At 69.8% G+C, this 13,086-nt stretch carries 12 protein-coding genes; 6 read left to right on the top strand and 6 right to left on the bottom strand.

The genetic code is table 11. The annotated features are described in order from the left end of the window. The first annotated feature begins 46 nt into the window (after positions 1-46). From ASG71_RS07415 to ASG71_RS07400, 4 genes are all read left to right on the top strand, one after another. Positions 47-1,018 (top strand): J domain-containing protein, encoded by a 972-nt coding sequence (locus tag ASG71_RS07415; protein ID WP_056738006.1) that lies wholly within the window; start codon positions 47-49, stop codon positions 1,016-1,018. 28 nt (positions 1,019-1,046) lie between these two features. Beyond that, positions 1,047-1,514 carry a tRNA (cytidine(34)-2'-O)-methyltransferase gene (locus ASG71_RS07410; protein WP_056738005.1) on the top strand — a complete coding sequence of 156 codons (468 nt, stop codon included), beginning with the start codon at positions 1,047-1,049 and terminating at the stop codon, positions 1,512-1,514. Positions 1,515-1,716: 202 nt separating this feature from the next. Beyond that, positions 1,717-2,322, top strand: a complete 606-nt coding sequence (gene sigK / locus ASG71_RS07405; RefSeq protein WP_056738004.1) for an ECF RNA polymerase sigma factor SigK — start codon at positions 1,717-1,719, stop codon at positions 2,320-2,322. Between the two features lies 1 nt (position 2,323). Further along, positions 2,324-3,202, top strand: coding sequence for an anti-sigma factor domain-containing protein (locus tag ASG71_RS07400; RefSeq protein ID WP_056738003.1), 879 nt, complete (start codon positions 2,324-2,326; stop codon positions 3,200-3,202). A gap of 94 nt (positions 3,203-3,296) precedes the next feature. Here the strand turns inward: ASG71_RS07400 and ASG71_RS07395 are convergent, their stop codons facing one another. The 6 genes from ASG71_RS07395 to ASG71_RS07370 all read right to left on the bottom strand — a co-directional run bounded on the left by ASG71_RS07395 (position 3,297) and on the right by ASG71_RS07370 (position 9,748). After that, positions 3,297-4,739 carry a gluconate:H+ symporter gene (locus ASG71_RS07395; RefSeq protein WP_235563950.1) on the bottom strand — a complete coding sequence of 481 codons (1,443 nt, stop codon included), beginning with the start codon at positions 4,737-4,739 and terminating at the stop codon, positions 3,297-3,299. A 41-nt stretch (positions 4,740-4,780) separates the two neighbouring features. Further along, positions 4,781-5,314 (bottom strand): gluconokinase, encoded by a 534-nt coding sequence (locus ASG71_RS07390; protein ID WP_056738002.1) that lies wholly within the window; start codon positions 5,312-5,314, stop codon positions 4,781-4,783. A gap of 74 nt (positions 5,315-5,388) precedes the next feature. Then, entirely contained in the window at positions 5,389-6,168 is a 780-nt protein-coding gene (locus ASG71_RS07385; RefSeq protein ID WP_056738001.1) for a PIG-L deacetylase family protein, read from the bottom strand. A gap of 3 nt (positions 6,169-6,171) precedes the next feature. Further along, the gene (locus ASG71_RS07380) at positions 6,172-7,125 is read right to left on the bottom strand and encodes an electron transfer flavoprotein subunit alpha/FixB family protein (protein WP_056738000.1); all 954 of its coding nucleotides are present in this window, start codon (positions 7,123-7,125) and stop codon (positions 6,172-6,174) included. A gap of 14 nt (positions 7,126-7,139) precedes the next feature. Continuing rightward, positions 7,140-7,940 carry an electron transfer flavoprotein subunit beta/FixA family protein gene (locus tag ASG71_RS07375; RefSeq protein WP_056737999.1) on the bottom strand — a complete coding sequence of 267 codons (801 nt, stop codon included), beginning with the start codon at positions 7,938-7,940 and terminating at the stop codon, positions 7,140-7,142. A gap of 245 nt (positions 7,941-8,185) precedes the next feature. Continuing rightward, positions 8,186-9,748: a S1C family serine protease gene (locus ASG71_RS07370; RefSeq protein WP_056737998.1), complete on the bottom strand. Its 1,563-nt coding sequence runs from the start codon at positions 9,746-9,748 to the stop codon at positions 8,186-8,188. 306 nt (positions 9,749-10,054) lie between these two features. Between ASG71_RS07370 and ASG71_RS07365 the strand changes: the two genes are divergently transcribed. Together ASG71_RS07365 and ASG71_RS07360 are read left to right on the top strand one after the other, a co-directional pair. Next, positions 10,055-12,088: a TPM domain-containing protein gene (locus ASG71_RS07365; protein WP_200947948.1), complete on the top strand. Its 2,034-nt coding sequence runs from the start codon at positions 10,055-10,057 to the stop codon at positions 12,086-12,088. A 116-nt stretch (positions 12,089-12,204) separates the two neighbouring features. Continuing rightward, on the top strand, positions 12,205-12,993 hold the full coding sequence (locus ASG71_RS07360; protein WP_056737996.1) for a PspA/IM30 family protein: 789 nt from the start codon (positions 12,205-12,207) through the stop codon (positions 12,991-12,993). Positions 12,994-13,086 lie beyond the last annotated feature (93 nt).

The following is a 13,086-nucleotide window of genomic DNA, read 5'->3' as shown; positions in this document are numbered from 1 at the left end:
CGGAGGTTCAGGCCGGACCGGCTCCACCGAGGCAAAGGAATCGTCCTTGACGCAGGGCAACAGCTCGCACTACCAGGTCCTGAGGATCCCCGTCACAGCGACGGATAAGGACATCAAGGTGGCCTACCGCAAGGCTGCCCGCCGCGCCCACCCGGACCACGGGGGCGACGCCGCCACCTTCCGCCGGGTCACGCTCGCCTATGAGACCCTGATCGATGCCAAGCGCCGTGCCGCGTACGACCGTTCCTACGGCAGCGGCACCGCCTTCTCCAGCCGCACCGCCCCGGCCGAGGAGACCGCGCACTTTGACGCCCCGGCCGCGGGCAGCCGGTCCTCCGCCCACATCCGCCGGCCGAATACGCCGCGCAACACCGCCGCCGACGCCCCGGTCTACGTGCCGTCCTTCGAGGAAACGGCGGCGGCCGGCGGGGTTCCGTTGATCCCGGCGCCGGTGGCGGCGCAGCAGGTCCACGGCATGCCGCGGCGGCGCGGGATCTTCGGGGCCGAGGCGCGAATCCAGCGCGAACTGAGGACGGTGCAGCTGATCACCCGCCAGGTGCTTCCGGCCGTTCCTGCCGCCCGGCTGGTCAACGGGCTCCAGTCCCCCGCCGATAACAGCCACATCGACCACGTGCTGCTGTCCGGCTACCGGCTGGCCGTCATCGGGTCCATGCTGTTGCCCCCGGGAGCCTATGCCTGGAACGGCAGCAGCCTGAACCACGGCGGCCGGTCCATCGCCCCGCCGCAACTGGCCCACGTGGTCCGAAGGATGCAGGACATCTTCCCGGAACTGAATGTCACGGGGTGGACGGTCGTCCACAGCACCGACGGGAACCTGCACGAACCGGTGATTGACCGGCATCCCCGCTCCCGGGACCGCGCCGCCGGGCACGAGACCGTCCAGGTGGTCAACGCCGCCGGGCTGGTCCGCGGTCTCAAGGAGTTCCTCAGCTCCGGACCGGCCCCGAACACGGTAAATGTCCCGGTGCTCGCCCGGCTGCTGCGCGGAATGCACTAGCCCCCGGACCGCTGGCTAGGATGGAGGGGTGTTCCGCATCCTCTTCCACAGCCCTGAAATTCCCGGCAATACCGGCAACGCCATCCGCCTGGCTGCAATCACCGGAGCGGAGCTGCACCTGGTGGAACCGCTGGGTTTCGATTTCTCCGATGCGAAGCTGCGCCGCGCCGGGCTGGACTACCATGACCTCGCCGTCGTGACCGTGCACCCGGACCTCGACGCCGCGTGGGAGGCGCTGCACCCGGAGCGGGTCTTCGCGTTCACCTCCGACGGCGAACGGTCCTACACCGAGATCGACTACCGGCCCGGCGACGTGCTGATGTTTGGCCGCGAATCGGTGGGCCTGTCCGAGGAAACCAAACACGACCCGCACGTTACCGCCCGGGTTCGGCTGCCGATGCTGCCGGCGCTGCGGTCGCTGAACCTGGCCAATGCCGCCTCGATCGCCGTCTACGAGGCTTGGCGCCAGCAGGGGTTCGCCGGCGCCAAGCTGTAACTCCGGTTCCGGATTCCGGCCCATCCGCCGGACGCTCCGCACCGAATCACCTCTGAGACATCATCGAGGCGGAGCGAGGAGCGAGGAACAGCAGGTGAGTACTTTGCAGGCGCACCGCCGGCCGGCTGCCGGCGGCGGACACCACGCGGTCGAGGCCGCTCCTGGCCCCCGGGCCGCGGACGGCACCTTATGCTTGAAGGTGATGGAAACTCCGAACGCCCCGAATCCCGAGGCCGCAGCTCCCCCCAGCGCCGCGGCCGAGCTAAACCGCCGGCTCGGAGGACTCCTGGGCCGCATCGCTGCCGGGGACCAGGCCGCCTTCGCCGAGTTCTACCAGCTCACCTCGCGCCGTGTTTACGGCATGGCCCGCCGCGTGCTGATCGACGCGGAACTCAGCGAGGACACCACCCAGGAAGTCTTCCTCCAGGTCTGGCAGAACGCGTCAAAGTTCAACGCCGCTGCCGGCAGCCCGCTCGCGTGGCTGATGACCATCTCGCACCGCCGGGCCGTGGACAAGGTGCGGTCCTCGCAGTCAGCCTCCGACCGCGAAGCCAGGTACGGCGCGACCAGCCAGGAGATCGACCACGATTCGGTCTCCGACGAGGTCGGCAGTCGGCTCGAGGCCGAGGCGGTGGTCCGTTGCCTGGACACGCTCACGGACACGCAGCAGGAATCGGTCCGGCTCGCCTACTACGGCGGCCTGACCTACCGGGAGGTCGCCGAAAAACTCAACGCGGCCGTGCCCACCATCAAGTCCCGCATCCGCGACGGACTAATCCGCCTGAAGACCTGCCTGGGGGTGAGTTGAGATGAACGAGCAGAACGCACAGCCCGGGGGCCCCACGCCCGCAGGGTTCACCGCCGACATCGCCGGAGACCTCAGCGCCGGCCGGGCCGTGGACCTCGCCGAGATCTACGCCCTGAACGCACTCGACGACGCCGAGCGCGCCGCCGTCGAACGCTATCTGGCGGACGCCGCGCCGGCCGAGCGCGCCGCGTTCGAAGAGCGCGTCCGGCAGGCCCGCGAGACGCTGGCCGTCAGTTTCAGCGCGGAAGAGGAGCCCCCGGCCGGGCTTTTCGACCGCATCGTCGCCACACTGCCGGCCCAGGCCGGGACGGCCGCCGGACCGGAAGCCGCCTTCCCGGGGTCAGCTCCCGTGGTGGCACGCCCGGTCCGGGAAGGCTCCGCCCCGGTCACCGATGAGCTCGGCGCCGCCCGGCAGCGCCGTGAGGAACGCCGCCGGCCCCAGGGCATGCGCGGCTGGCTGGTGGGGGTCGCCGCGGCGGCCGCCATCGCGCTCGGCGGCGTCGGGGTGGGCGCCTACGTGGCCAACCAGAACGACCCGCTCGCCCAGGTCCGGCAAGCCTCCGACGTGCGCAAGGCGACGGTCGAGGTCGTCGGCGGCGGAACCGCGTCCCTGACCCTCTCCTCCTCCAAGGACGCCGCGGTCGTGGAAATGAACGGGGTACCTGCCCCGCCGGCCGGCAAGGTCTACCAGATGTGGCTGATCCCCAAGGACGGGTCCGCCCCGGTGTCCAAGGGGCTGATGGATGCCGCCGCACTGTCCAAACCCGCGATGGTCACCGGCATCGGCTCCGCAGCGGCGCTGGGCATCACGGTCGAACCCGCCGGCGGGTCGACGACGCCGACCATGCCGACAGTGGCCGCCGCCCCGCTGGGCGCGTAGCCACGGTACGAAGAAGGTCACCGTACGAAAAAGCCGCGCCGGCCCCGGAGAACCGGGGCCGGCGCGGCTTTTCAGTGGGCGGCCTGCCTGCCGCTCAGATGACCAGGGAAAGCAGCATCACGAACCCGAAGCCCACCACGGAGATCAGGGTTTCCATGACGGACCAGGTCTTGAACGTCTGGCCGACGCTGAGGCCGAAGAGCTCCTTCACCAGCCAGAAGCCCGCATCGTTGACGTGCGAGAGGAAGAGCGAGCCGGCGCCGATCGCCAGGGCCAGCAGCGCCGCGTGGGTCGGGGACAGCGAGCCGGCCAGCGGCGCCACGATTCCCGCCGCGGTAACCGTGGCCACGGTGGCGGAACCGGTGGCCAGGCGCAGCGCGACGGCCACGATGAAGCCCAGGACCAGTACGGACATGTTCGCGCCCTCGGCCCACTTCTTGACGGCGTCGCCCACGCCGGCGCCGATCAGGGTCTGCTTGAAGCCGCCGCCGGCGCCGACGATCAGCAGGATCGCCGCGATCGGGCCGAGGCTGGCGCCGATCCGGGTGGTGATCCCGTTGCCGGTGAACCCGACCGCGTAGCCGAAGGTGACGATGGCGAGCAGCACGGCGAGGGTCATGGCCACCAGCGGCTGGCCGACAAAGTCGAAGAAGACCCGGATCCAGGGTGCCGTGGCGGCGTCGGGCCACATGATGTCGACCACGGCCTTGAGCAGCATCAGCACGACCGGGAAGATGATTGTCAGCAGCGTCGTTGGGAAGCTCGGCTGGCGCTTGACGCTGTCCGCGCCGGTGCCGGAGCCGTCGCCGGCGGGAACCGCGTCGGCCTGCCGGGTGTCGATGCCGCCGGCGACGGCGGGAGCACCCACGGGGACCCACCGGGCGGCGAGCCGGGAGAACAGCGGGCCGCAGATGATGACGGTCGGGACGGCGACCAGCAGACCGAGCGCCAGCGTGGTCCCGAGTTCGGCCTTGACCGCGCTGATCGCGATCAGCGGACCCGGGTGCGGGGGCACGAGGCCGTGCAGCACGGAGAGCCCGGCCAGGGCGGGGATGGCGACGCGCATCAGCGGCATCCGGGACCGCTGGGTGACCAGGACGATGACCGGGAGCAGCAGCACGAGGCCGATCTCGAAGAACATGGGCAGGCCGATGATGACCGCGACCAGCGTGATGGACCAGACCACCTTGTTCCCCGTCGCCTTGGCGAGCAGGGTGTCAACCACCCGGTTGGCTCCGCCGGAGTCCGCCAGGAGCTTGCCGAGCATGGCGCCGAGCGCGATCAGCAGGCCGACCTCCTTCAGGACGCCGCCGACGCCGTCTTCGAAGTTGCTGACGACCTTGGCCAGCTCGACGCCTGAGGCCAGGCCAACGAAGGCCGAACCAAGCACAAGGGCGAGGAAGGGGTGGAGCTTGAACTTGGCAATCAGGACGACAATCAGGGCGATGCCGAGGGCGGCGACGACCAGGAGCTGGGTGTCATGGCCGGTCCAGGCCTCGACGGCAGCCGGAAGCTGCAGTGCTGCAAGAGATTTCACAAAGGTTCCTAGCTAAGAAATGCGGAAAGCGGACGGCGTACTCAGCGCGCCGCGGCGCCGGCCCCGTCGAGGTTGAGCCGGTCAATGATTTCCTGGGCTTCGTCGGCGGGGGTCGCCCCGACCGAGAGGGTGATGGCGTTTTCGTCGGGCCCGGGGGCCTCCAGCGCCTCGAACTGGGACTCGAGCAGGGCCGGGGGCATGAAGTGCCCGTGCCGGGACGCGAGGCGGTCCGAAATCCGGTCCTTGCTGCCCTCGAGGAAGACAAACACCACGCCCTCGCCCCGCAGGATGTCCCGGTAGCGTTTCTTCAGCGCGGAGCAGGTCACGACGCCGGGGGTGCCGGCGGCGGTGTGCGCCTGGATCCAGGCGGCGATGCGCTCCAGCCAGGGCCAGCGGTCTTCGTCCGTCAGGGGCTGCCCGGCATGCATTTTGGCCACGTTGGAGGCCGGGTGCAGGTCGTCGCCTTCCGCGAGGTCCCAGCCGAGCCGGCCAGCCAGCAGGCCGGCCACCGTGGACTTGCCCGAGCCCGAGACGCCCATGATCACGAGTACGGGGCGCTGCGCAGTCTTCGCCATTAAAGTCTGCCTTCCATCAATAAATATGATTTAAACAATGGCAAGCATATGGCAGCGGCCCGACCCGGGCAACACTAGAAGCCGGCGATGGTTCCCGGTCCGTTGACGGCGACGACGTGGAAGGCCTCGGCGCTGCTCCCGGCGGGCAATCCGGCCCGTTCCCCGTTCGCGGCGAGCTGGCCGCGGACGGTGCGTTCCATCGCACCGGCGTCGGGATGCTGGCTGACGTGGATGTGGATCGCGGCCAGCTTCTGCTCCACGTGGTTGGTGACGTCCACGAAGTGGTTTTCCCGTTCGCCGGGTCCGGCGTACAGCCACAGCCAGGGCAGCTTGTAGGCCTCGAGTCCGGCCGCGGCGACCTCGGGGTAGGCGAAGGGGTTCTCCAGCGCCGGGTAGACCGCCCGGGTCACGGCCTCCCCCACGGCCAGGTGGTCCGGGTGGCTCTTCTGGATCCGGGTCCAGTTCCGTTCGGGGTGCATGGCCAGCACGACGTCGGGGCGGAGCCGCCGGATCAGGCGGACCACCTCGCGGATGACCTCGTGGGACGGTTCGAGGTAGCCGTCGCGCTGGTGGAGGTAGTGGATGTCGGTGACGCCTACCAGCGCCGCGGCGCGTTCCTGTTCCTCGGTGCGCAGCCGGACGATCTCCTCCCGCTGGTCCGGATCGAAGCCGCCGGCATCGCCGTCGGTCATGATGCAGTAGCTGACCTCGACGCCGGCGGCGGTCCAGGCCGCGATGGTTCCGGCCGCCCCGAAGTCGATGTCGTCGGGGTGGGCGGCGAAACAAAGCACCCGCCCGACCCGGTTGCGGTCCGGATCGAACGGGCTCTGTGCCGCGGGAGCGATCGTGCTCAATAGTCAGCCTTTGCGCTTGAGGATTTCTTCGGTGGCCTGCGGCAGCACCTCGAACAGGTCGCCGACGATGCCGAAGTCGGCGATCTCGAACACCGGCGACTCGGCGTCCTTGTTGACCGCCACAATGACCTTGGCGGTCTGCATGCCGGCCTTCTGCTGGATCGCCCCGGAGATGCCGGCGGAGATGTAGAGCTGCGGGGAGACGGTCTTGCCGGTCTGGCCGATCTGCGCGTCGTGGCCGATCCAGCCGGCGTCGGTGGCGGCCCGGGAGGCGCCGATGGCGGCACCCAGGGCATCCGCGAGGTCTTCGAGCGGGCCGAAGTTGCCGTCCACGCCGCGGCCGCCGGCCACAACGATCCGCGCTTCGGACAGCTCCGGGCGCCCGCTGGCGGGTTTGTCGCTGCGCGCCGTGACCCGGGCCGACGCGGCCGTGGCGGTCTCCGGGACCTCGACGGTGGCCGGCTGCGGGGCGGTGCCGGTCACCGCGGGCTCCGGGGTGACGCTGTTGGGTTTGACGGTCAGGACAGCCACCGGGGTGGTGGCCCGGGCCGTGGTCATGTAGGAGCCGGCAAGCACGGATTTGTGGGCGGTGCCGTCCGGGTCGACGGCGACGACGTCCGTGATGACGCCGGCGCCGAGCTTGATGCCCAGCCGGGCCGCGATTTCCTTGCCCTCGGCGGAGTTCTCGACCAGCACGACAGACGCTCCGGAGTCCTGCACGGCGGCCGCCAGGTAGGAAGCCTTCGGGCCGACGAGGTAGTCGTCCAGCTCCGCGGCGGACGGCCGGTACAGGGCCTGCGCGCCATATTCGCCCAGGGCGGCGGCGACGCCGTCCTGCAGTTCGCCGTTGAACGCAACCGCCGGTTCGCCCAGCGACCGGGCGATGGTGAGCAGCTCGAGGCTGGCCTTTTTCAGCGCCTCGCCCGGGGTGTCGATGAATACCAGTACTTTTGCCATGTCTCGGTCTCCCCTTAGAGCAGCTTCTGCGCGGCCAGGAACTCGACCAGCCTGATGCCGGCGTCGCCCTCATCGGTGATGATGGTCCCTGCGGTCCGCGGCGGCCGGGGCTCGGCGGCGTCGACGGCGGTCCAGGACCCGGCCAGGCCCACGTGGGCCGGATCGACGCCGATGTCGGCCAGCGTGAGGGTGGTGATGGTCTTCTTCTTCGCCGCCATGATCCCCTTGAAGTTCGGGTAGCGCGGCTCATTGATCTGGTCCGTCACCGAGACAAGGGCCGGCAGGTCGGCCTCGACGGTGTCGGCGTGCGTGCCGCCGTCGCGGCGGGCGGTGAGCTTGCCGCCGTCGAGGGCGAGGGAGGAGGCGAACGTCACTTGGGGCAGGCCCAGACGTTCCGCGAGCTGGGCCGGGACCAGCGAGGTCTCACCGTCGGTGGAGGCCATACCGGTCAGGACCAGGTCCGCCGGGGTGTCGGCGCCGAGGTGGCGGACCGCAGCGGCGAGCGCGAGGGAGGTTGCTGCGGCGTCGGAGCCCGCGAGGGCGGCGTCGCTCAGGTGCACGCCCTCGGTGGCGCCGATCTGCAGGGACTTCTTCACTGCATTGACGGCTCCGGCCGGGCCCATGCTCAGGGCGATGACCTTGTTTCCGGCGGCTTCCCCGCCACGGGCCTCGATCAGTTGCAGGGCCGCTTCCAGGGCGTACTCGTCCAGCTCGGACAGGATGCTTTCGGACCGGTCGGTGGTGTTGTCGGCGCCGCCGAGATGCCGGTCGAACTGTGCGTCCGGTACGTGCTTGACCAGCACAATGATCTTCAAAGTCTCTTCCACTGTTTTTACAGCAGCCTTCCGTGCGGTGGGCAGCCGGCCGGGCGGGGCCGTGGCCTGGGATCGCCCCGGGAGTGCCGGGATGCTCCTAGCTAACCATATAGCGCGGGGCCGGGGCCGCCTCGGTTAACCCCTGTGGCGGCGGGCGGCCGGACGGGCGGGGAAGCGTGCACGCGCAACACCGGCCGGCGCCCCGCGGGGCGCCGGCCGGTGTTGGTGGCCCGGGGGCCGGATGGCTACTGCTCGGCGGCGGCGCCGAGGGTGACCTCGAGTTCCTTCTCCTGGCCACCGCGCAGGACCGTGACTTTCACGGTGGCCCCGGCGGCCTGTTCGCGGACCGCAGCCGTCAGCTGGTTCGGGTCGCTGATGGTCCGGTCCTGGAACTTGGTGATCACGTCCCCGACCTTGATCCCGGCCTTGTCGGCGGCGGAACCGGATTCGACCGTGGCGACGTCGGCACCGACCGAGAAACCGGAGGACGCCGACCCTGCCGCCTTGGACTTCACGCTCACACCGAGCTGGCCATGGGTGGCCTTGCCGGTGCTGATGATCTCCTGCGCGACGCGCTTGGCGTGATTGATCGGGATGCTGAAGCCGACACCAATGTTGCCGCTGCTGCCACCGGCCGCGCCACCGCCGCCCGCCGAGGCGATCGCGACGTTGACGCCGATGATTTCGCCCTTGCTGTTCACCAGCGCGCCGCCGGAGTTGCCGGGGTTAATCGCCGCGTCGGTCTGGATGACGTTAATCGAGATGCTGCCCTGGTCCGCCGTGTTCGGCGCCTGGCCGCCGCCCGGAGGGGCGAACTGGAAGCCCTGGTCGCCGCCCTGGGAGTTGTCGGCGCCGTCCTTCGGCGCCGCGGAGGAGGCCACGCTGATCGTGCGGTTCAGGGTGGAGACGATGCCGTCGGTTACGGTTCCGGTCAGGCCCAGCGGGGAGCCGATGGCCACCGCCGTGTCACCGACGTTGAGCTTGCTCGAATCGCCCAGTGTGGCCGGGACCAGGCCCTCGGGGTTGTCCACCTTGATCACGGCCAGGTCCGAGAGGGGGTCCGTCCCGACGATCTTCGCGGTCAGCACCTTGCCCTCGCTGGTGCGGACCTCGACGGCGGCATTGGCCGTCTTGCCGTCCAGCGTGACCACGTGCGTGTTGGTCAGGATGTGGCCGTCCCCGTCGAGAATGATGCCCGAGCCGGTGCCGCCGTCGCTGCCGCTGGTGGCCTTGATGGTGACGACGCTCGGCGAGGCTTTCAGGGCCGCGGCGGTGATGGCGTTGACGTCATCCTTGTTGTTGACGATCACCGTGCCGGCCTGGCTGCTGCCGCCGGCCGAGGCCACGGGACGGGTGCCGAGCAGCGCGTTGCTGCCGGCGACGACGCCGCCGCCCACCAGGCCGGCGGCCAGGATGCTGGCGACGAGCGTGGGGACCCCGAACGCCGCCTTGCGCTTGGGGGCGTTGCTGGGGTGGTTGAACGCACTGCCCTGGCCGGGCCCGCCTGCGGGGGGCTGGCTGGCGTAGTTGCCGTACGGGTTCTGGCTGTGCGGGTAGGCGGCGCCGGGCTGCTGCGCCGGGGCGCCGAACTGCTCGGTGGCGGGTGCGGAGTGCTGGCCGTAACCGGGCTGGTGCTGCGGGTACACAGGCCGGGGCGCGTCACCGGCCGGCCGGTCCAGCCGCATGGTGGGATTCTCCGGAGCTGAGCCCTCTGCCGCAGCGGCGTGCGGGGCCCCGGCCGCGTCGGCCGGTTCCCGGTTTTTCGCGCTGGGATCCGGTGACGGGCCCTGCGTTGGGTTCTCAGTCATGGGACTTCCTTTCATCCTTGTCTGCAGACAATTATGGTCGTCCCGGCTGGAACAAGAGCGGACATTCGCTGGGAGGTTCCTGAACGTCCGCCGCTCCCGCGGCGGCCCGCCGAGCGGCTCCCGCGCTGGCTTCAGCGCGTTTCGCTGGTGGCATATTCCCGCCGGTGGACGGCCTGTGGGGTGCACCATAGAATCAAATGGAATTGCCACAGCGACCTGCGGCTTTGCACCTGCGTGGGGGCGCTGTTGCGTTCTGTGACGACCGGCTCGGCCCGATCCGGTCACAGACGTGCTGAAGGGTTGCACATGCGGTCAATGATGAAACGATTCCTCACCGTTGTTGGCGTGGCAGGACTGCTGGCGCTCCCCGCCGCTCCCGCCCTCGCCGAAGATCCGGTGACACTGGACCCTGCAAGCAAGATCGTCGATTCGGCCGGCGTGCTGGGCGGCAAGAAGCCGGCGGTCGAAGCCGCGATCAAACAGCTCGGAACCGACCACCAGATGAACCTCTACGTGGTCTACGTCAAGACGTTCCAGAACCCCACCGACAGCGGCCAGTGGGCGGAGACCGTGGCGGAGAAAGCCAACCTCGGCCCCAATTCGCTGCTGCTCGCCGTGGCCACCGAGGCCCGCAAGTACCAGCTGAGCAAGCCGGTCAACAGCAAAATCACCAACACCCAGCGCGAGAACATCATCAAGAACGCGGTCGACCCGCAACTGCGCAACGGCGACTACGCCCAGGCTGCGATCGACACCGCCAAGGCCATCGGCGACGCGGCCGGCGGCGGCAGCGGTTCGGTGCCTTCCGGCGCAGCGAACGGCGTCCTTGTCGGCGTCGGTGTGGTGGCAGCCGGCGGCGTTGGCACCTACCTGTACCTGCGCAACCGGCGGAAGAAGGCGGCCGGCGGAGCCGGGCAGGGCACGGAAGCGGCCCCGGACCCGCTGGCCGGCCTGAGCATCGAAGAACTCCGCCGCCGGAGCGGTTCGCTACTGATCGAGGCCGACGACGCGATCAAGTCCAGCGAGCAGGAACTCGGTTTCGCCCAGGCCCAGTACGGCGACGCCGCCGTCGGCAACTTCACGAAGGCGCTGCAGGATGCCAAGGCGCACATGTCCGAGTCCTTCAAACTGCAGCAGCAGCTCGACGACCACATCCCGGACACCGAGGAGCAGCAGCGGTCCTGGCTCGGCGAAATCATCCGCCGCTCGGAGGCGGCACTGTCCTCCCTGCAGGAGCAGAAGGCGGACTTCGATTCGCTGCGCGAGCTTGAGAAAAACGCCCCGCAGGCGCTGGCGGCCGTCGGCACCGGCGCCGCCGAAGCGGAAACGAAGATCGCCGCCGCGGAGGAGTCCCTGACCGGGCTGCGCGCCAAGTACGCCGAAAGCGCGCTGGTCCAGGTGGCGGACAACATCAGCCAGGCCAAGGAGCGGCTGGCCTTCGTGCAGAACGCCTCCGCCACGGCCCGGGAAAAGCTCGACGCCGGCGAGGGCAGCCTCGCCGCCGTCGCCGTCCGGGCGGCCGAGGAAAGCCTGCACCAGACGAACGTGCTGCTCGGCGCCATCACCAAGGTTGCCGGCAACCTCGACGAAGCCCGCAACGGGCTTGAGTCCGCCGTCGTCGACACCGCCCAGGACCTCGCCCAGGCCCGGGCCATGATCCAGTCCGGGGCTCACCCGGAGCTGGCCGGCCCGGTGGCCGGCGTGGAGACGGCCCTCGCCCAGGTCAAGGCGGAGATCCAGGCCGGCAAGATCGACCCGATCGCCACTCTGGAACGGGTGGAGAACGCCCACCAGTCCTTGGACCAGGCCCTCACCGGCATCCGCGACCAGCAGGAACAGGCCCGCCGGGCGCAGGCCTCGCTGCAGCAAAGCATCATGTCGGCGCAGGCCCAGATCAGCGCCACGTCCGACTACATCACGGCCCGCCGGGGCGGCGTCGGCACCGAGGCCCGGACCCGGCTCGCCGAGGCCCAGCGCAACTTGGACTACGCCCTGTCCATCTCCCGCACCGACCCGGTCACGGCCCTGCAGTACGCACAGCAGGCCCATGCCCTCTCCGCGCAGGCTGCCCAGCAGGCGCAGGCCGACGTGGACCACTTCGGCGGTTACGCCAACCAGGGCTACGGCCGCGGCGGCATGTTCGGTGGCGGTGGCGGAGGCGGCCTCGGCGGCGCCATCCTCGGCGGCATCCTGATCAACTCGATCCTCCACGGCGGCGGCAACGGCGGCGGCTGGGGCGGCGGCGGAGGCTGGGGCGGCGGCGATTCCGGCGGCGGCTGGGGCGGCGGGGACTCCGGCGGCGGCTGGGGCGGAGATTTTGGCGGCGGCGGCGACTTTTAGCCGGCCGGCCAGAGGCTAAGCGCCGGCGGAACCGTTCCGCCCGGCGGGTAGAAGCGGTACATTTCACTGTTCACCGGATCCAGTGGCCACCACTGGATAGGACGAAAGGTAACACCATGGTTAAGCAGTCCATTTTCGGCCGCATGGCGCAGCTGGCGAAGGCGAACATCAACTCCCTGCTGGACCAGGCAGAGGATCCGCAGAAGATGCTGGACCAGATGGTCCGCGACTACACGAACAACATCGCCGAAGCCGAGTCGGCGGTCGCCCAGACCATCGGCAATCTGCGGATGCTCCAGGACGACTACAACGAGGACGTCAAGAACGCCCAGGATTGGGGCAACAAGGCCCTCGCCGCGTCGCGCAAGGCGGATGAGTACCGCGCCAAGGGCGACATCGTGGATGCCGAGAAGTTCGACAACCTCGCGAAGGTGGCCCTGCAGCGGCAGATCACGTCGGAGAATGAGGCGAAGTCCGCCGAGCCGAGCATCGCCTCCCAGACCGAGGTCGTGGACAAGCTCAAGCACGGCCTGGACCAGATGAAGGGCAAGCTCAACGAGCTCACCAGCAAGCGCAACGAACTGGTGGCGCGCTCCAAGACGGCCGCGGCTCAGTCGCAGGTCCACGATGCGCTCAAGAGCATCGACATCATGGACCCGACCTCCGAGGTGGGCCGCTTCGAAGAGAAGATCCGCCGCGAAGAGGCCAAGGTCCGGGGCCAGCAGGAGCTGGCCGCCTCCAGCCTGGACGCGCAGTTCAACTCGCTGGAGGACCTGGGCGAGCAGACCGAGATTGAGGCCCGGCTGGCGGCCCTGAAGTCCGGCGGCACGCCTCAGGCCCTCGGCGCCGGCAACGGCTCGGCCGCCCGCAGCACCGTCGATGAGGCGGACTTCGACAAGCTCTAGGCCGGACGTTACCGGCACGGCCGGCGCACGGCAGGCAGGGGCCGGGTCTCGCGGACTGTTCCGCGGGACCCGGCCCCTGCTGTGTCCGCCGGC

Source organism: Arthrobacter sp. Soil763, from assembly GCF_001428365.1.
GTDB lineage: Bacteria > Actinomycetota > Actinomycetes > Actinomycetales > Micrococcaceae > Arthrobacter.
The sequence above is the reverse complement of the archived record's forward strand: the minus strand, read 5'-3'. Positions and strand labels throughout refer to the sequence as shown.

Bases quoted from the DNA above. Each gene is read 5' to 3' on its own strand.
- sigK (WP_056738004.1), top strand. From the start codon at position 1,717: ATGGAAACTCCGAACGCCCCGAATCCCGAGGCCGCAGCTCCCCCCAGC.
- ASG71_RS07370 (WP_056737998.1), bottom strand. From the start codon at position 9,748: ATGACTGAGAACCCAACGCAGGGCCCGTCACCGGATCCCAGCGCGAAA.
- ASG71_RS07400 (WP_056738003.1), top strand. From the start codon at position 2,324: ATGAACGAGCAGAACGCACAGCCCGGGGGCCCCACGCCCGCAGGGTTC.
- ASG71_RS07380 (WP_056738000.1), bottom strand. From the start codon at position 7,125: ATGGCAAAAGTACTGGTATTCATCGACACCCCGGGCGAGGCGCTGAAA.
- ASG71_RS07390 (WP_056738002.1), bottom strand. From the start codon at position 5,314: ATGGCGAAGACTGCGCAGCGCCCCGTACTCGTGATCATGGGCGTCTCG.
- ASG71_RS07365 (WP_200947948.1), top strand. From the start codon at position 10,055: ATGCGGTCAATGATGAAACGATTCCTCACCGTTGTTGGCGTGGCAGGA.
- ASG71_RS07360 (WP_056737996.1), top strand. From the start codon at position 12,205: ATGGTTAAGCAGTCCATTTTCGGCCGCATGGCGCAGCTGGCGAAGGCG.